Origin of the sequence: Streptomyces sp. NBC_00425 (genome assembly GCF_036030735.1) — a bacterium.
Classification (GTDB): domain Bacteria; phylum Actinomycetota; class Actinomycetes; order Streptomycetales; family Streptomycetaceae; genus Streptomyces.
Map to the genome: position 1 here is coordinate 8128460 of NZ_CP107928.1, position 18047 is coordinate 8146506.

Sequence of the window (18047 nt, forward strand, 5' to 3'; positions counted from 1 at the left end):
CCGGCCGCGCACGCCACGCGTCCTCAGGTGCGTATCGCCCTCAGTTCGCGTAGACGTCAAGCCGACCGCACATGCCGAACTTCCCACAAGCGGAAGGCTGTTCGGAGCTCACGGCGGCATCTGCGAGATGGGGGGACTCCCCCCGCTCCAGCCAGTCGAGCTGCGCCGCAGTGGCCGCGGCGGAGGCCTCGGCACCTTGTCGCCACCGCTCGCGCCAATCGGCGATGCGGGGCCTTACCAGTGCGGCGGCGGCACGGTGGAACGCGGCCAGGGCCTGTGGACCCTCGGCCTCCCGAAGTGCCCGGTAGCCCTCCAGAGCGAGGTCCCGCCGGGCCCGGGCGACGCGCTCCTGCTCCTCCTCGGGCGCGTCGGCCGGGATGGCGGTGGCGCGGGCGTACGTCTCCGGATCCTTCAGGTACTCCGGGGGCAGCGTGAGGACCGCGTCCCCCGCCTCCGGCAGCCCGCTGTTCTGCATGAGAACGGTGATCCGCAGATCACCCTCGTTGACCAGCCGGTGGATGGTGCCCGGCGTGAACCAGGCGACCGTGCCGGCGTGGAGCGGAGTGACCTCGTACCCGGAAGAGGTCAGCGTCTGCACGGCCCCGCGTCCGCCGGTGACGACGTAAGCCTCTGAACACGCCAGGTGCATGTGAGGCGTGCCGCCGCACGCTCCGTCGGCGGCAGGCCAGTCGTACACCGACAGATGCGAGATGGCGACGCCCCCGGGCAGTCCGGTGTTGGTTGTGTTCATGCGTGTGTCAACTTTCCAGGTGTACTCAGTAAGCGCTTTCTATCTCTCTCAATTTACGCACCGATCGCCCAACCGGTCAATGTTCTGTCTAAACTCAAACCCGAATGGTGAAGTCGCGAGGAGGACGATGTGAAAAATGCGTTGGCAGGCAAGAGTGTCTATGCCTTCGGCGACAGCATTGTGTACGGACACGTGTACCCGCACAGTTTCGTGGACGTAGTCGCAGAGCGTGAGGGCATGACCCTCACCAAGTTCGCCCGGAACGGCGCGACCATAGGCGTCGATCCCCACGCTTCCGGAGGGCAGATACTCACGCAGGTCGAGGAAGCGACCGACATCGCGCCGGACTTCGTCGTCTTCGACGGAGGCACCAACGATGCGCAGTCCATCTTCCGGGACCGCGCGTACACGCTCGGCGCCTATGCCGAAGAGCTGGAGAAGACGCTGCACGCCATGGAGCGGAAGTGGCCGACCGCCCGCATCGTGTACGTCGCCGCCCACAGGCTCGGTTCGCGCGACTGGGACACTCAGGTGGCGTTGCGCGAGGCGACCCTGGAAACCTGCCGCAAGCGGGACGTCGCCGTTGCCGACGTCTTCGGAGAAACGACGTTCGACACGCGCGATGACACTCAGCGTGCGAAATACACATTCGACGACCTGGTTGACGGTTTCCCTGGCACAGAGGGGTCGGGAACACATCCCAACGAGGCAGGTATTACCACTTTCTATGTGCCGGTGGTGAGCGCCACGCTGCAGCAGATTTCATCACGTTGATCAGTCGGCAATCGGATCTGCCTGACCGATATCGGCCAGGCAGATCCGATTCCTCATTTTCTTGACGTCACTCTGAGCTGAACATCATGGGGGACGCGGAAGCGCTTACTGGTTCGGCACACCTACCGAATGCTCACGCCACCAGACTGGCCCTGGATTTCACTGGCCGAATCCGGTGCCGCGCGAGATCCGGGCGTCGTCCACGTGTACTGCCCCGCGCTCGCCCCCGTTCGAGTACCACGCGACCTTCGCGATCCCCGGCATCGAGGTGCGGAATGCCGCGTCGTTCAGCACGCGATGACCGTCGATGTCCAGGTCGAAGCGCTGGTTCACGGTGTCCACGGTGAGCGTGACCCGGTACCACTTGCCATTGGTGTACGTACCGAGCACCGTGTCCGTGGTGCCCTTGTACGCGTGGATCTGGCCGCGCGCGAAGGCGACGCTGACGGCTGGGGCACCGCTGGCGTTGTACAGGTAGGGCAGCCCGAACCAGCCGGCCTGCGTGTCGTTGCGCATCACCTGCGTGTCGATGGTCACCACGCCCTGGAGCGGGGTGCTGAAGAGGCGGGCGAGGTTGGTCCCGTCGGTCCCGCCGCCTTCGATGGTGCGGGTCAGCCGGACGCTCTTGTCGGTGGCGGACGGCGTCTCCACCACGGAGACGTCGTTGTTGGTCGAGATGACCCGCCATCCGTTGGTCCCGTTGGCGAGTGCGCCGGTCGCCAGGCCGTCGAACGTGTCCGTGAACGCGATGTCGGGCGCGCCGCGTTCGAAGGCACCGATCTCCGGACCGTTCCCGATCGGCACGGTCGCCCCGGCGTAGTCGAGGCCGCCGTTGCCGGTGACTGTGGCTCCGGCGTCTACGAACACCGATCCCGACTGGAGCGCGAAGTTCGCCGCCGTGCCGAGCCTCGGGCCGTTCTCGTCGCCGTACGGCCCCGTGACGGAGGCATTCACGAACTGCGGAGCGCCGACCACGGCGTTCGCGTCCGACGCCGGCCGAGTCGTCAGGTTGGACGAGTATCCGTTGTTGTTGTACGTGATGCTCGACGGTTGTATGAACTGGGGGGCGGACTGACTGGAGACGAACAGGTTGTTGGTGAACGTCGCCTTGCCGGAGACACCGCCGGTCACCATGTTCTGCGAATTGGTGTTGGCGATGGTGTTGTTGTAGAGGTTCGCCACCGTGCCGCTCTGCTGCGACATGTGGATGTTCCACCGCGTGCTGCCGGTGATGACGTTGTAGCGGATCACCACACTGCCGAACTTGACCGCGGAGTTGCACGCGCACAGCAGCATGCCGTCGCCGTTGTCGTGGAGGTAGTTGTACTGGAACACCTGGTTGGTGGTGCCGATGTCGGGGTCCAGGGCGTTCTGGTCGGCACCGCCCGAGGAGAGGTGGGTGCCCATGATCTCGTTGTGCTGGACCGTGACGGTGTCGGCCATGTTGGTCTCGACGCCGGAGACACCGACCCGGTCGATCACGTTGCCCTCGACGAGTCCGCCCCGGACGCCGGTGAGGTAGATGCCGTTGCAGCCGAAGGGGGTGTTGGCCTGCGTGATGTAGTTGCCGCGGAACGTGACGTCGGTGTACGGCGTGTAGGCGGGGTCGGTGGCCGTGGCGCGCTTGCCCCAGCCGGTGAAGACGGCCCCGGGCGCGTCACCGGCGTACTGCTTGGTGACGATCCCGCTGAACGAGGTGTTCTTGATGGTGGAGTTCTCGACGGTGATGCCGTCGAGGACCGTGGGGGCGCCGGGCGCGGTGATGTCCTGGACGCCGGTGAGGAAGGCGATGCCGCCGGTGTCCTTCGAGCGGTCCCAGCCCTGCGCGAAGGTGATGCCCGGCTTGTTGTCGGCGGTGCTGCCGCCGACCCACTTGACCTCGCCGGTGACGTCGTGCACGTCGACCGAGTCGATCACGAAGTGGTGCAGGGTCTGGCCGTTGTCACCGTGCACGCCGATGCCGCGGAGGTCGCCGAGCTTCGAACCGTCCGTCGTTCCGGTGGGTACCGCGTTCGACACGTCGAGGTTGCGGATCTCCCAGTACTGCTGGTTGTTCAGCCGCACCGCGTCGCCGACTGTGCCCTGGCCCGCGATCTTCGGCTTGGCGCCCGTTCCGTAGCTGTCGATGGCGATCGGGGCGCCGTCGGCGCCGGACCCCTTCGGCCAGAGCTGGCCGGTCCAGCTGTCACCGGCCTCGAAGCGAATCGTGTCGCCGGGCTGGAATGTCGTCGCGTTCACCTTGCTCAGCGAGCGCCAGGGCGCGCTGCTGCTGGTTCCGGCGTTGCTGTCGCTGCCGTTCGCGCTCACGAAGTACGTGGTGCCCGCGGCGAAGGCCCGCTGCGCGGGTATGAGCACGATCGACGCGAGCACGACTGCCAGCGCGCAGAGTGCGGCGGCTGTTGCTTGTGACACAAGTCTTCGATTGACGGTCATGGTCCTCTTCTTGTCGTCCGCGGTGGTGAGGTACTGGCTCCTGTCGTGGCGCCTCCGGTCGAGGCGTCGCTTAACGACCCGGGGCGGGGGCGGTTCGGGACCGTGCGGCGGACACACCCGCGGATGCTTGACGCCACGGGAACCGGGCCGGCCGGACGTGCCCTGTCGGGAGCAGAGATCGCCGGCGGCTCCAGGCGTCTTGATAGCGGTGTCACAGTGCCCTCCCGGATGTGAAGCCGGCCGTCTGGAAGCCTCGTGCTTGTCCTTGCGGACGTACTGGGAAAACGCATTCCGCGCAGTGTGCCCAGCGGACCTCGAGTGAGTCAAGGTTTCGAGCAGATGAACGCGGCAGCGCTGTGGGGGCCTGCCGGAAGCCGACGGCACTGGCCGCTCGAGTATCCGTCGCCCGATGGGCGCGGGAGCGCAGGCCGAAGTCAGGCTTCTTGGCGCATGGGCGGGGAGGCCGGCGATGGGGGCCTGCCCCGCCCATGGGATCGGCCGGGTGCTCAGTCCGTCACGAGACCTTGACCAGCCTCCATCGCTGGTTGGTGCTGCCGTTGGTGAACCACTGGTCGATCGGTGTGCCGTCGGTGGTCTGCGCCTTGTACACGTCGGCCTTGTACCCGTTCGATCGGGACTCGATGGTGTAGGTGCCGCTGCCGGCCGGCGCGATGAGCCATTGCTGGCTGACGCTCCCGCTGGAAGTCCCCAGCTGCAACTGGGTGCCGGGCCAGGTGGAAGCCGCGTTGATGTCGAGGGCCTTGCCGCTGGTGACACCTGTGACGGTGAGGTAGCCGCCGCTGGTGTAGGCCAGCTTCCACTGCTGGTTACCGCTGTTCTGGTCGGTCTTCTGGACGATGGGCGTGCCGTCGCTGGTTCCACCGTTGGAGGCGGTGAGCGCCTTGCCGCTGCCGACGCTGATGATCTTGTAGGTGCCGGAGAGGTCCGGGACGGTTTCGTGGGTGACGGACAGGTTGGAGTACTCGACGGGGTAGTAGCCGGCCGTGCCCAGGCCGACCAGACCCGCGCCGTAGCTCGTGTCGGTGACCGTGCCGACGGTGGTCCCGTCGATCTTGGCGGTGATCGTGCTGTCCTGGAAGGTCAGGGCCAGCTTGTGCCAGGTGCCCGTGCCGGGCGCGCTGACCGAACCACTGGCCAGGGTGGTCCAGTTCCACGAGTTGGTGCCGGTGGTGCCGGTCTTCAGCAGCGACCAGGCTCCGGTGTCGGACAGGCGCAGGTGGTAGGCGTTCAGCCCGGTGCTGAACTTCGACTGAGTGCCCACGCGGCCGAGAATCTCCGCGGAGCTGCCGCTCTTCTCCAGCAGTACGTCGGAGCTGACCGTGTAGTTGCTCCAGCCGATGTCGCCCATGAGGGTGTAGGGCTGGACGTCGTTCGAGGCCGGCGCCCACCAGAGGATCGGCTTCGTCGGTGCGGTCTGACGCAGGCACTGGCCGCTGCGGCCCCCGGTGCAGGGGGCGGCCTGGAATGCACCGTTCATGGAGGCGAAGTACTTCGCCTCCTGCCCGGTGCTGTAGCCGGCGAAGGAGTCCGAGTACGGCATCGAGAGCCGGTTGCGGGTGGGCGTGGTGGTCGTTCCGGCACCCTGACCGGTGGTGGTGGTCACGGTGTAGACGCGACCGGGGTCCAGGGTGAGCGTGTACGTGCCGCCGGAGGCGGTCAGGTCGCTGTTCCGCACCATGCGCGGGGTGGCGCCGCCGGGCTGCGACAGGTCGGTGGACCACACGTGCAGGGCTCCGCCGGGCAGGCCGCCAGCGACGTCGAAGGTGACCGTCTGGGACGCGGTGGCGTCCAGGGTCTCGTAGACGGTGCTCCAGGCGCTCTTGTCGGGCGCGGCGTAGCTGACGTAGCTGCCGTTGGCGCGGTCGCCGCCGAGGTATCCGGAGGCGGTGTCGAGGTACTTCCAGCCGGGTGAGGTGAACTGTGTGGTCTGGGCGATGGACCAGGCGGTGCGGGACACGCTGTAGGCGCCGGACCAGGGCTGGTTCGCGGTGATCAGGCCCTGGTCGTGGAAGAAGAGGTTCTGGTAGTCGGCGGCCACCATGGGCCAGTTGATGTACGCGCTCATCTTGGCGTCGAGGTAGCCGCGGTTGATGGCGCGGGCAACCGGGGCCGCCCCGGTCTCGGCGTTCTCCGAGCCGTTCTCGCTGGCCCAGATCGGCTTGCCCAGCGACTGGGCGTCGGCGGAGGAGGAACAGGTGGTCATCGCGGACTGGTACGTGCAGGGATAGTGCGCGCCTGCGATGTCCACGGCGTTGTACAGGGCGCTGCTGTTCTTCATGCCGGTGGCGATGTTCCAGACGGTCTCGTCGCCGCCGACCAGCTTGGTCGAGGCGTAGCCGTTCGCCGCCATGGCCGACTTCAGGTTCTGGTAGAACCAGGCGCTGTACGTCTTCTCGTTCAGGCCGCCGATGTAGTCGATGGACAGGCCGTGCTGCTTGGCGCAGCCCAGCCAGTCGATCATGTAGTCGATGCCGTCCTGCGTGTAGAAGTTGCCGTTGCCGATCCAGCCGGGGGCGCCCCAGGCCAGGGCGAAGAGCTTGATGCCGGGGTTGCGGGCCTTGGCCTGCTCCATCACCCACCACTCGTAGCCGGCGTCGCAGTCGATGTCGCCTTTTGTGTGCTCGAAGCTGATCTCGGAGCCGTCGGTGGAATTGACGTCGCCGCCGACTTCGACCTTGAGGATCTGCAGGGCGGCGCCGTAACCGGGCTTGAACAGGTAGTCCAGGATCTGGTTGCGCTGGGTGGCCGGGTAGTCGACCAGGAGGCGGGTGTTGCCACCGCCGCCGCTGATCGCGCCGACGCCGTCGAAGGTGCGCCCTGCGCTGGCTCCGTCGACGGTGATCGCCGTGTTGGTGGCGGCGTACGCGGGCGACAGTGCTCGGCCGGTCAGCAGGGCCAGTCCCATGAGCAGGGCGGCCAGGGCCGCCAACCGTCTGATGTGCCTGTCAGGCAGCCCTATGACGTGGTGCACGGAAGATCCTCCTGGGAGGGAGTGCGGGTGTGGGTGCGGCTTGCACTGAGACTCGGTGCGGGGCCTGTCGCGTGGATCGCAGAGGGGGCCCGCCCGGTGGAGGCGTCTCTTCTCAGTGGGAAATCGTATTCCGCGCAGTGTGCCCGTCCGTGCTCGAAGGCGTCAAGCGTCGGTCAGCGGGTAAAAAATGCGGCTTTGACGTGGCAGGTTCTGGTGCCCGAAGGCGGTGTGCGCGTCGGCGGGAGTGACCGGCTCGGGGCTGTTCAGACGACGCGGATCGCGGTGCTGTCGCGCACCACGACCTGCCCGCGCATCATCAGATGCTCTGCTTCCGTACGGTCCGCGAGTGCGAGGCGGACCGCCTCGGCACCTGCCTGCGCCAGCGGCAACGACACGGTCGTCAGCCGCGGTGTCACATCGGTCGCGAGCTCGATGTCGTCGAAACCGGTCACCGAGACCTCGTCCGGCACCGCCACCCCGGCAGTACGGAAGGCGGACATCGCGCCGATGGCGATGGTGTCGTTGGCGGCGAGGACCGCGTGGGCCGGCTCCAGCCCCTCGGCGACCAACCGGCGCGCCGCGTCGAACCCTCCCTGGCGGCTCACCGTGCAGTGCGAGACCCGGATGTGCCGCTCCTCGACGCCGCCGTCGCGGAGACCCGCGATGAAGCCCGCGGTACGGGCCGAGACGTTTCCCTGCCCGCGCGCGCCGGCGAGGATCGTCACATGCCGGTGCCCCGCCCCGGCGACGTAGGTGGCCAACTCCTTCGCAGGGCCGTGATTGTCGAAGCTGATGGAGTCGAACGGCATGTCGGTGTCACCGACGATCACCACCCGGCCGCCCTCGCGTTCGTAGCCCAGCAACTCGTCGAGCAGGCGCCCGCCGAGGGCCTTCGTGTCGAGGCGGCTCGAAGTCAGAATGAGCGCACGCGGCCGCAGAGCACGCTGCAACCGGACGGTTTCGAGCTGGCGCTCGGCGGTGCCGTGGGTCGACGAGACGGTCACGAACGCACCCGCGTCGCGCGCTCGCCGTTCCATCGCCGCGGCGACCATCCCCATCGACGGAGTCGTGAGATCGTCGCCGACGACCGCGATCGAGTCGTTCGCGCGCCGCATCGCCCGGGCCGCGGCGTCCGCGGTGTAGCGCAACGCGGCCGCGGCGGAGACGACCCGCTGCCGGTACTCCTCCGCGACCGTCCGGGAACTGCCGCCCAGCACTCGCGACGCGGTCGAGACCGACACACCGGCGGCCGCCGCCACGTCACGCAGGGTGACGGTCGGCCTGGCTGAATGGGGCATCGCGCGTCCCTCCCGCACCACGAAAACGAGCCGCCGCCGACGCTACCCGAGGATGTCCCCGGCCAGGCGGCGGAGGTGTGGACGAAAGTGCCGGTGAGCGACACGGGATACGGTCGGCCGGACCGAGGGGGGCATGGTCGGCCGGACCGACTCGGGATACGGTCGCCTGGCTGGTAGGTGGTCACGTCGGCCCGGTTGGATTCCGTCCCGACGGTCACTCCCCAGGCCGGTGCGCTGCTGCGTCGCACACGCCTTGCGCGCTGGGCGGCTCGGTGCACAATGTGCGGCATGGAAGATGGAGCGGCAGCGCCTGCGGGGCGTCGCGGGGAGGCCGTATCCGAGGGGCGTCAGGTGACCCTCCATGATGTGGCGCGGACAGCGGGCGTCTCACAGGCGACGGCGTCGCGCGTGCTCAACGGCAGCGTCCGCAACGTCCGGCAGGAGAACGTCGACCGTGTGCTCACCGCGGCCGCGGAACTGGACTACGCACCGCACCTGTCCGCCCAGGCGATCGCGCGGGGTTCGACGAACATCGCCGCGCTGGTCGTCAGCGGTGTCGACGACCCGTACTTCTCCTCCATCGCGGCCGGCGTGACGCAGGCGGCCGAGGCCGCCGGACTCATCGTGACCATGGCGGTCGCGGACCGCTCGCCGGAGCGGGAACTCCAGATCGTCGGGACGCTGCGCGGCATGCGCCCCCGCGTCATCATCCTGACCGGCAGCCGCGTCGACGGCGCCGATGCCCGCGACGCACTCGTCGAGGAGCTCCAGGCCTACCGGGAAGCGGGCGGCAGCGTAGTCCTGATCAGCCAGCACGACCTGCCGTTCCACACCGTCAGCATCGACAACTACGGTGGAGCGCGGCAGCTTGCCCGCGCGCTGGTCGGGCTCGGCTACCGCCGGTTCGCGGTGGTCCGGGCGGGGACCCACCTCAGGACCTCCCGTGACCGGTGCAGCGGTTTCGTGGAGGGCCTGCGCGAGTTCGGCATCGACGTCGACGAGCGGCTGGTGGTCGATGCCGAGCTCAGTCGGCGAGGGGGGTGTGAGGCGGCCCGGGAGCTCGTCCGGCGGGGACTGCACGGTACGGAACTCGTCTTCGCGGTCAGCGACGTCATGGCGATCGGTGTCATGACCGCATTCCGTGACGCGGGGCTTGTCCCTGGCCGGGACATCGCCGTCGCCGGCTTCGACGACATCGGCCCGGCGGTGGACGTCGTCCCGGAGCTGACGTCCGTGACCGTTCCTCTGCAGCAGGTCGGGCTCCGTGCGATGGAGCTCGCGCTCTCCGACGACGACGCCCCGCGGATCGTACCGGTCGCCACGAACGTCGTTCTGCGGGCGAGCACACCCCCTCGATGACCGTGCCGGCTTCTCGCGCGGTGAGCGTCGGCTGTCCGGCCCTGAGCTGCTCCGCGACCTGACCGACGCCCTCGTGGCCGGTGACGGTCGTCCGGCCTCCCGGGCGCGCCGTAGCCGATGAGCACGGCGCAGTCATCGGAGAAGTCCCGCTCAGACCAGAGCACGACGTCGAGCCGAGCCGGGGCGGCGGACCATGACCCGGTCCGGAGCGGGCTCAGAGCGATAGCCGCGCGCGGGCCGCGGTTCGGGGAAGCGCCCCAGCAGCTGTTCCAGAACGAGGCGGGACTCCAACCGGGTCAGTGGTGCGCCGAGGTGGCTGTGGATGCCGCCGCCGAAGGGCATCGGGAGTGGCCTGTTCGTCGGGGATGTCGGTCACGACTTCACGGGCGCGTGCTTCTTGCCTGCGGAGCACTGCAGGAGCGAACCAGCGCCTCAGACCGTGCGTACGAGAAGGGTCAACCTTTCGGGGCAGGTGCCGGCGTCGCCGGCGACCTCTTCGTAAGCGCTGCCGTCCGCGAGGACGGACTGGGTGCGGCCGAGCAGGTCTTCCGGGGCAAGTGGACCTCACCTCACCTCGCGTCGCTGACGCGCTGCGAGGTGGAGCGTCTGAGCGGAAATCCCTTGCGACCAAGGGAGGTGATCGCTCTACGGTTGCTCCCGTGACCATGGAGATGCCCTACCGGCCACTTCCGATCGACCAGTCCGACGTGCGCTACCTCCACGGACCCGATTCCGCACCACAGCCGGGTGTGCCCGCTGGTGAGACGGTCGAGTTCGAGTGGAGGGGCAGCGAGGTCTACCCGGGAACCGTCCGGAAGTTCTGGGTCCATGTGCCTGCACAGTACGACCCGGCGGAATCGGCATCCTTGATGGTGTTCCAGGACGGATGGTGGTATCTGGACCCCGCCGGGGAGGTACGCGGCGCGATCGTCCTGGACAACCTCGTTCACCGCGGCGACATCCCCGTCACCATCGGCGTGTTCGTCGATCCCGGCGTCTTCACCGATGCGGAGAACCCGAAGAACCGCAACAACGAGTACGACGCCTTCGACGACCGGTACGTCACCTTCCTCCTCACCGAGATCATCCCGCAGGTTGAGGAGCGCTATACCATCGCCCAGTCACCCGAAAGGTGGGGCATCTGCGGCGGGAGCAGCGGCGGCAACTGCGCCTTTACCGCCGCGTGGCTGCGGCCGGACAAGTTCCGCCGCGTCATCGGGTACCTGTCCAGCTTCGCGCAGATGCCGGACGGCAACCCCTACCCGGACCTCATCTCCCGCGTGCCCCGCAAGCCGCTGCGCATCTTCATGCAAGGCGGCCACCGCGACCTGCAGTGGAACGAGCCACAGTGGAACTGGCTCGCCGAAAACCTGCGCGTGGCAGCCGCTCTCGCCGAAGCGGGCTACGACTTCCGACTGGTCCTGGGAGACGGCGGACACAGCCCCAACCACGGCGGCGTCCTGCTGCCGGACGCGCTGCGCTGGCTGTGGCGGCCCAACGGCGATTGATCGATACCTGCTCATCCGGGTGCAGCCCACCTCATCGCAGCCGGCGCCAGAGAACACTCGCTTGACCAAGGGCGTCGTCGTGTTTGCCTACTCGTCCGCGATCGACCTGTCCAGCTGACACTCGCGCTGCGGTGACACCTGCACCGGCTCGCGGCCTCCTTCGGCACAGGCGTGGCCGCCACGGTCTACCGCTGCATCCGCGAGGCCGTGGGCCTCCGCCGCCCTGCCCGGTGTCGTACGCGACATCAACGCGGCCCGCACCCACGGCGTCATCGACGTCTACGCGTGCCCTTCCGCGGCAGACACCGCGACCTTTCCGTCGGTCACCAGGCCGTCAATGTCGCCCACGCGCGCATCCGCGCCGTCGGCGAACAGGCCGTGGCCACCCTGAAGCTGACGTCTCCAGCGCAAACCGCGGTGCAGCTGCCGGGATCCCATGCTTCTGATGCTCAGTATCAGATTGAGCCGCTGTTGTATTCTTTACTCATGACCGACTCCGCCCGCGCCTCCGCCCAGTCCGCGACCAAGCCGCCCGGCCTGCGGGAGCGTATGCGTGCGACGGTCCGGAAGGAAGTCGTCGAGGTCGCGCTCCGGCTCTTCATCGAGCAGGGATTCGACGGGACGACCGTCGACCAGATCGCCGGTGAGGTCGGGCTGTCGCGTGCCAGCCTATTCCGGTACTTCGGCACCAAAGAAGACATGGTCTTGCAGGGCTTGGAGGAGACTGGCCTGCAGATCGCGGAGGCGTTCGCCGCCCGCCCCGACACCGAGCGTCCCTGGGAGGCGCTGCGCAGGGCGTTCGACGTCCTGACGCAGGCGAACGAGCAGGCCCCCGAGCAGACACTCGCCTACCTGCGCATGCTCCAGGAGACTCCGTCACTGCGCGCCCGGCACTTCGAGAAGCAGCTGAGCTGGCAGGCGATGCTGGAGCCGGAGATCGCCCGGCGGCTCGGCGTCAGCGCCGACCAGCCGGAGGAGGTCGGGCCGAACTCGCTTTCCGGGGCCGCGCTCGCCTGTCTGGATGCGGCCGCGACGGGCTGGGTGGCCTGCGAGGGCGCCGTGCCCCTGGCCGTACTGCTCGACCGCGCGATGGACACGCTGACGGAATAGTTTCACCAGGTCCCCGGCCTCCTGGAGCCACTGCGCCGCGCTCGGCCACCTCCGAGCCGACCCCGGCGATGCGTTGACCACGTGGTTCAGGAAGCGGTGTCGGTGTCATGTGCCTCGCCGCCGCCGCCGAGGAGCGCGGTGAAGCGGGCTTCGGCCCGGTCGATCTCACCGAGCTGAGTGAGGATCGATACGGGGGTGGAATCGCCGACCACCTTCTGCATCAGTGGCGTGCGGTCCAGGATCACGTCCCGGATCGGTTGCAGAGCGCGCGGCGCGTGATGGAAGACCTGCCCGAGGGCGTAGGCGTGCTGGGACTGCCGGGCGGTGTGCGGCTTGCGGGGGGCCTCGAAGGCGTCGAGTGCCTGGCGGACGGCGACGTAGTCGCTCAGGTCCACCCCTGCCAGGTGTCGGCCGATGAAATAACCGTCCTCGGTGGCCATACCGGCGCCGTACCCGGCGTACGGGGAGGTGGGATGAGCGGCGTCGCCGACAAGGGTGGCGCGGCCCTTGGACCACTGCTTCAGCGGCTTGCGGTCGCGGATCACCCAGCGCTGAACGTGTGCGGTGTCGGTCGCGGCGATCAGCTGAGGGAGCGGGTGGGCGAAGGCCTGACCGAGGCCGGTCGCGGTCGAATGCAGGTCACCGGTGAATTCCCGGCTTGCGTCGAAGGCTTCGAGAACCCACCACTGGTGGCCGTCACGTCCCTTGTCGCGGATGGAGGTCCAACTGCCCTGCACCGTGCGGGTGTGGGAGAGGACGCACATCCCGGGCTCGGTCTCGACGCTGTCGTCGAAGGTGTAGCCGCCGAAGATGTGCAGGTTGTGCTCGCGCTTGGGGCTGTCGCCCCACAGGGTGCGGCGGACCAGGGAATCGATGCCGTCCGCGCCGATCACGAGGTCCGCCTCGTGGACTCGTCCGTCCGCGAGGTGCAGTCGAACACCGCTCTCGTCCTGCTCGACGCTCTCCACTGTGTGGTTGACCCGCAGGACTCCCTTGGGGAGCGCGTCGAGCAGCCGCTCGTACAACTCGGGGCGCAGCAGGCCGACGAAGCCGCCGCCGTAGTCGCGGACAACCTGTTCCGGAAGGGTCGCGCGGACCCGGCGGCGGCCGCGGGCGTTGCGGAACTCGGACGTGCAGGGCGCACCCAGGTCCTCGGTGTTCACTCCGAGCAGCCCGAGTGCCTTGATGGGGGGCGGCCACAGGTTGAGGATGTTGCCGGCGGGTCTGGCCTGCGGGTAGCGCTCGAACAGTACGACGTCGTGGCCGGCCTGATGGATGGACAGTGCGGCGGCCATGCCACCGGGTCCGGCACCGATCACGGCGACGCGGCCGCGTTTGGCGGGAAGTCTCGTCATGGTGGGTTCCTCAGCTTTGGTCGTCGTTGACCTGCCTCAAGCGGCGGTGGGCAGTTTCGCGGCGGTGGCGGCGGTGATGTCGTGGTGGGTGACGTCGGGGGCGGTCACGGTCGCTCCCGCCCGGGTCGGCGCCTCGACCGTGCCCTGCCCGCGCGGCCCCGCTGGCGACGACCTTGTCGGCCGGCCTGCTCTCCGCCGCGCGGTTCACGGGCGCGTTCGCGGGCGCGTACGGGCGCGAGGGACGGCCACCGGTTCAGCCCCGGGTACCACGGTGTTGGAGACGGTGCCGATGCCCTCGACGGTGAGGGTGACGGTGTCGCCGGGCTTGAGCGGCGGCGGGTCCTGGCGGCCGCGTACCCCCCAGAGTTCGGCGAGGCAACCGCCGTTGCCGCAGGTGCCGGAGCCGAGTACGTCGCCGGGGCGTACCCAGGTGCCGCGGGAGGCGTAGGCGGTCATCTCCTCGAAGGTCCAGCTCATGTTGGACAGCAGGTCCTGGCCGACGACCTCGCCGTTGATCTCGGCGGTCAGCGCCAGCCGCAGGAATCCGTCGCTGTCGCGGTAGGGCTCCAGTTCGTCCGCGGTGACGAGGTAGGGGCCGAGGGTGGTGGCGGTGTCCTTGCCCTTGCAGGGGCCGAGGCGGACCTGCATCTCGCGGGACTGGAGGTCGCGGGCGGACCAGTCGTTGTAGATGGTGTAGCCGATGATGTGGTGGCGGGTCTGCTCGGGGGCGAGGTCGCGGCCCTCGCGGCCGATGACGGCGGCGACTTCGAGCTCGAAGTCCAGCACCTGGCTGCCGGGCGGCACGGGGACGTCGTCGTGAGCGCCGATGACGGCGTAGGGGTTGGTGAAGTAGAAGGTGGGCGCGTCGTACCAGGCGTCCGGGGCGCCCGGGACTCCGTCGATGCTTCGCCGTACACCCTCGACGTGTTCCTCGAAGGTGACGAAGTCGCGTACGGACGGCGGTTGGAGCGGCGGCAGCAGTCGCACCTCGGAGACGTGCGGCCCGCGCGGCACGTCCAGGCTTGTGTTGCCCGCCTCGAGCAGCGCCTCGGGACCGGCCTGGACCAGATCGAGAAGCGAGGCTCGGCCGGGGCAGGGGTGGAGGACACCGTCGTCCTCGACGGTGGCGAGACGGCTGCGGCCGTGCTGTTCGTACGTGGCGAAACGCATGGCTTCCTAGGGGTCTGGGTGGGTTGGCTCAGGCCGGGGGCCCGGCGGCATGGCAAACGGGGGAGTGCGCCGGGCCCCCGGAGTCAGGGGGGTCAGACCGGCGGAGCGACGAAGACGCCGCGGTCGACGTCGTTGAGCATCTCCTTGGCGACCATCTCGTTCATCGGGTTGGACGTGCCCCACTGGTCGGCGTTCTCGGGCTTTGTCAGGTCGTAGATGTGCGGGTGCCAGGTGTCCTCGTCCAGCTTTTCGAGTTCGGTGGTGTACTCGACGGTGTTGCCGTGCGGGTCGAGGAAGTAGGTGAAGGTGTTGTCGCCCGCCATGTGCCGCCCGGGGCCCCAGATTTTGCGGGCGCCGGAGCGCATCACGCGGCCGGAGCCGCGCATGTACTCGTCGATGCCGCGCATCTCGAAGGAGAGGTGCTGCAGGGAGGCGTGCGGACCGCTGGCGATGGCCATGGAGTGGTGCTGGTTGCTGATCCGCATGAAGTGCATGACGTCGCCCATGTGCGGCAAGGCCATCGTGTCGGACAGCCGGAAGTCGAGGTGCTGCTCGTACCAGGCGCGGGTGGCGTTGATGTCGGGGGAGTTCAGGACGACGTGCGAGAGGCGGACCGGGATGGACTCCTTCTCCTCGATACGACGGTGCCGGCGCGCCTCGACGTCGGCCGAGACCTCGATGGTGCGGCCGTCGATGTCGAAGAAGCGGAAGCCGTAGCCGCCGCCGGGGGTGTCGACCTTGCCCGGTTGGCAGATCAACTGCACGCCACCCGCGAGGAGTTGCTCGGCGAGGGTGTCCACGTCGGCGGGGTTCGCGGCGCCGTAGGAGATGAGGTCGAGGCGCTTCTCCTCGGCCTTGCGCAGCCGGACGATGTACTGCTCGGGGGAGCCCTCGGCGGCCAGGAAGGAGATGCCGGAGTCCTCGGCGACCTTGGTCAGGCCCCAGACGCCGGCGTAGAAGTCGAGCTGCTTGTCGTAGTCCGGCACGGCCAGGTCGACGTGGCGCAGGTGGGTGAGCAGACGTGTGCTCATGGTGGGGGTTCTCCTCTGTGCGGTCAGGCGGTTGAGGCGCGGTTCAGACGGTTCGGACAAGGCGGAGCAGCGCTGCCGCGTTGCTGCCGCGTACGGCGTGGAAGTGGGAGGCGGGCAGGTCTGTGACGTCGCGCAGCGCGCCGAGCGGGTCGTCGGTGCCCATGTCGAAGGGGAAGTCGGAGCCGAGCAGGACCCGGTCTGGGCCGGCCACCCGGATCAGCTCGCGCAGGACGTCCGGGTCGTGAACGAGGGAGTCGAAGTACAGCTGCCTGAGGTAGCTGCTGGGCGGGTGCGCGCAGCCGCGGGTGTCGGTGCGGGCGAGCCAGGCGTGGTCGGAGCGGCCGATGTGGGTGGGCAGATAGCCGCCTCCGTGGGCGGCGACGATGCGCAGCCCCGGGTGCCGGTCCAGGACGCCGGAGAAGATCAGATGGGACAGGGCAACCGCGTTCTCGGTCGGTTGGCCGACGGTGTTGGACAGGTACCAGCGGTTGAGGCGCTCGTCGAGCGTGCAGCCGAAGGGGTGCAGGAAGAGGATCGCGCCGGTTTCCTCGGCCCGTGTCCAGAACGGCTCGTACGCGGGGTCCGACAGTTCGCGTCCCGGCGCGTGGCTCGAGATCTCGACACCGCGCAGGCCCAGACCGAGGGCGTGATCGAGGGCTTCGACGGCGAGCCCCGGGTGCTGGAGCGGGACGAGGCCGAGGCCGTGCAGCCGTTCCGGTGCCTGGGCGACGTGCGCGGCGGTGCCTTCGTTGGCCAGTTCGCACACCGTACGGGCCAGGTCCTCGTCGGCCCAGTAGTGGTAGTGCGACGGAGACGGCGAGACCAGTTGGACGTCGACTCCGGAGGCGTCCATCGCGGCGAGCCGGGCCTTGACGTCGGTCAGCCTCGGGAAGCGGTCCCGGAACATCGGCCCGCTGACGGCGATGGCCTCGGGGCCGTTGCGGCGGGCGTCGAGATCGCGGGCCGCGGCCAGCCCGGGGTGTCCGGCGACAGCGTCCTCGACTGGCGGGAGCAGGACGTGCGCGTGGACGTCGATCGTGGGTGCGCTGCTCTGGGGACTCACGGGATTCACGGGGTCTCCTGGAGGGCGGACATCGTGCGGCTCATCAGACCGGGTGCGTCGGCGTCACGGACGCCGTCCAGCTGCCACTGACCGAGTTGCACGGATGCTTCGACCACCATGCGGACACGGCCGATCCGGCGTTCGTAGAAGCCGGTCAGGAGGGCGTCCAGGGAACCCCAGTCCTGCTCTGCGGTCAGCATCTCGGCCAGTACGGAGGCGTCCTCAAGGGACATGGCCGCGCCCTGGGCGAGCGTGGGAGGACAGACGTGGGCCGCGTCACCGATCAGGACGACCCGGCCGCGGTGCCAGGAGCCCTCGACGAGCAGCCGCTCGAACCAGGTGTAGTTGACCTGGGCGGGGTCGGTGATGCTCGCTGCGATCTCCGGCCACGCACCCCCGTAGGGCGCGGCCAGCCGCCGCATCTCGTCCGCGTACGAGGCCGGGTCGATGGAGGCGCGGTCGCGGTTGGCCTCGGCGAGGTAGGCGTAGATGGTGTTCTTGCTGGTGGGGCAGTAGCCGGCGATGTAGCACGGTCCGCCGTAGGCCAGGGTCATGCGCTCCACGCTCTCGGGGCGGGGCACGGGGACGCGCCAGATGGCCATGCCGGTCGGTTCGGGCTTGTCGCTGATGCCGATCATCGCGCGCGTGCGGGAGCCGACGCCGTCGGCGGCGATGACGAGGTCGTAGCGGCCCTCGGTGCCGTCGCTGAACCGGGCGGTGACGCCGGACGCGTCCTGGACCAGTTCCTCGGCGGTGGCGCCGAGGCGTATCGCCGCGCCGCTCTCGCGAACGGCCTCACACAGAATCTCCTGCAGCCGCGGCCGCTGCATGCCGAAGATCGAGGGCAGGTCGTCCCCACCGGTGCGGAAGTCCTGCTGGAGGTGGAACACGGTCCCGTCTGGCGCGGCCATGCCGACGGCGTCGACGGCGTAACCGCTCTCCCGGACCTCGTCCCATACGCCGACTTCACGCAGCACGCGCAGCGCGTTGCCCTGGAGGGTGATGCCGGAGCCGAGCACGTTCCAGTCGGGCTTGGCCTCGATCAGTTCCACGGCGATGCCCGCCCGCCGCAGCAGCACGGTCACGGCGTTGCCGGACACGCCTCCGCCTATGACCAGGACGGTGCGGGAACGGGGGTCGTTCATGGGTTCTCCCTGAGATGGGTGCCGCGCGACTTCGAGCGGCGAGGGGGGTGTTGCCGGC

14 protein-coding genes and 1 pseudogene are annotated in these 18047 nt (G+C 68.9%); 5 read left to right on the forward strand and 10 right to left on the reverse strand.

Annotation, left to right across the window (positions count from 1 at the left end):
- Window positions 1-40 precede the first annotated feature (40 nt).
- Window positions 41-751, reverse strand: coding sequence for a cupin domain-containing protein (locus tag OHS82_RS35815; RefSeq protein ID WP_328435259.1), 711 nt, complete (start codon window positions 749-751; stop codon window positions 41-43).
- Window positions 752-880: 129 nt separating this feature from the next.
- Here OHS82_RS35815 and OHS82_RS35820 point away from each other — a divergent pair, with 129 nt between their 5' ends.
- A complete protein-coding gene (locus OHS82_RS35820) occupies window positions 881-1525 on the forward strand; it encodes an SGNH/GDSL hydrolase family protein (protein ID WP_319095544.1) in 645 nt (214 codons plus the stop codon).
- 159 nt (window positions 1526-1684) lie between these two features.
- Here OHS82_RS35820 and OHS82_RS35825 read toward each other — a convergent pair whose 3' ends face one another.
- The 3 genes from OHS82_RS35825 to OHS82_RS35835 all read right to left on the reverse strand — a co-directional run bounded on the left by OHS82_RS35825 (window position 1685) and on the right by OHS82_RS35835 (window position 8248).
- A complete protein-coding gene (locus tag OHS82_RS35825; RefSeq protein WP_319095545.1) occupies window positions 1685-3958 on the reverse strand; it encodes a right-handed parallel beta-helix repeat-containing protein in 2274 nt (757 codons plus the stop codon).
- A gap of 514 nt (window positions 3959-4472) precedes the next feature.
- Window positions 4473-6950, reverse strand: coding sequence for an RICIN domain-containing protein (locus OHS82_RS35830; RefSeq protein WP_319095546.1), 2478 nt, complete (start codon window positions 6948-6950; stop codon window positions 4473-4475).
- A 263-nt stretch (window positions 6951-7213) separates the two neighbouring features.
- Window positions 7214-8248, reverse strand: coding sequence for a LacI family DNA-binding transcriptional regulator (locus tag OHS82_RS35835; protein ID WP_266719430.1), 1035 nt, complete (start codon window positions 8246-8248; stop codon window positions 7214-7216).
- 351 nt (window positions 8249-8599) lie between these two features.
- On the opposite strand from OHS82_RS35835, the gene OHS82_RS35840 reads away from it, so the two are divergent.
- Window positions 8600-9607 carry a LacI family DNA-binding transcriptional regulator gene (locus OHS82_RS35840; RefSeq protein WP_266719428.1) on the forward strand — a complete coding sequence of 336 codons (1008 nt, stop codon included), beginning with the start codon at window positions 8600-8602 and terminating at the stop codon, window positions 9605-9607.
- A gap of 150 nt (window positions 9608-9757) precedes the next feature.
- On the opposite strand, the gene OHS82_RS35845 is transcribed toward OHS82_RS35840, so the two are convergent.
- Window positions 9758-9949, reverse strand: coding sequence for a hypothetical protein (locus tag OHS82_RS35845; RefSeq protein ID WP_328435260.1), 192 nt, complete (start codon window positions 9947-9949; stop codon window positions 9758-9760).
- Between the two features lie 323 nt (window positions 9950-10272).
- Between OHS82_RS35845 and OHS82_RS35850 the strand changes: the two genes are divergently transcribed.
- From OHS82_RS35850 to OHS82_RS35860, 3 genes and pseudogenes are all read left to right on the forward strand, one after another.
- The gene (locus tag OHS82_RS35850) at window positions 10273-11115 is read left to right on the forward strand and encodes an alpha/beta hydrolase (protein ID WP_266719502.1); all 843 of its coding nucleotides are present in this window, start codon (window positions 10273-10275) and stop codon (window positions 11113-11115) included.
- Between the two features lie 208 nt (window positions 11116-11323).
- Window positions 11324-11605 (forward strand): annotated as a pseudogene (locus OHS82_RS35855) (hypothetical protein); the annotation flags it as partial.
- Window positions 11602-12225: a TetR family transcriptional regulator gene (locus tag OHS82_RS35860; RefSeq protein WP_059210242.1), complete on the forward strand. Its 624-nt coding sequence runs from the start codon at window positions 11602-11604 to the stop codon at window positions 12223-12225. The pseudogene OHS82_RS35855 and the gene OHS82_RS35860, both read left to right, overlap by 4 nt.
- An 86-nt stretch (window positions 12226-12311) precedes the next feature.
- Here OHS82_RS35860 and OHS82_RS35865 read toward each other — a convergent pair whose 3' ends face one another.
- The 5 genes from OHS82_RS35865 to OHS82_RS35885 all read right to left on the reverse strand — a co-directional run bounded on the left by OHS82_RS35865 (window position 12312) and on the right by OHS82_RS35885 (window position 17989).
- The gene (locus OHS82_RS35865; RefSeq protein ID WP_328435261.1) at window positions 12312-13580 is read right to left on the reverse strand and encodes an FAD-dependent oxidoreductase; all 1269 of its coding nucleotides are present in this window, start codon (window positions 13578-13580) and stop codon (window positions 12312-12314) included.
- 204 nt (window positions 13581-13784) lie between these two features.
- Window positions 13785-14750 (reverse strand): fumarylacetoacetate hydrolase family protein, encoded by a 966-nt coding sequence (locus OHS82_RS35870; protein WP_328435262.1) that lies wholly within the window; start codon window positions 14748-14750, stop codon window positions 13785-13787.
- Between the two features lie 92 nt (window positions 14751-14842).
- On the reverse strand, window positions 14843-15781 hold the full coding sequence (locus OHS82_RS35875; RefSeq protein ID WP_266729008.1) for a VOC family protein: 939 nt from the start codon (window positions 15779-15781) through the stop codon (window positions 14843-14845).
- Between the two features lie 43 nt (window positions 15782-15824).
- A complete protein-coding gene (locus tag OHS82_RS35880; protein ID WP_266729006.1) occupies window positions 15825-16853 on the reverse strand; it encodes an amidohydrolase family protein in 1029 nt (342 codons plus the stop codon).
- A complete protein-coding gene (locus OHS82_RS35885; protein ID WP_266729004.1) occupies window positions 16850-17989 on the reverse strand; it encodes an FAD-dependent oxidoreductase in 1140 nt (379 codons plus the stop codon). The genes OHS82_RS35880 and OHS82_RS35885 overlap by 4 nt, the downstream gene beginning before the upstream one ends.
- Window positions 17990-18047: the final 58 nt, after the last annotated feature.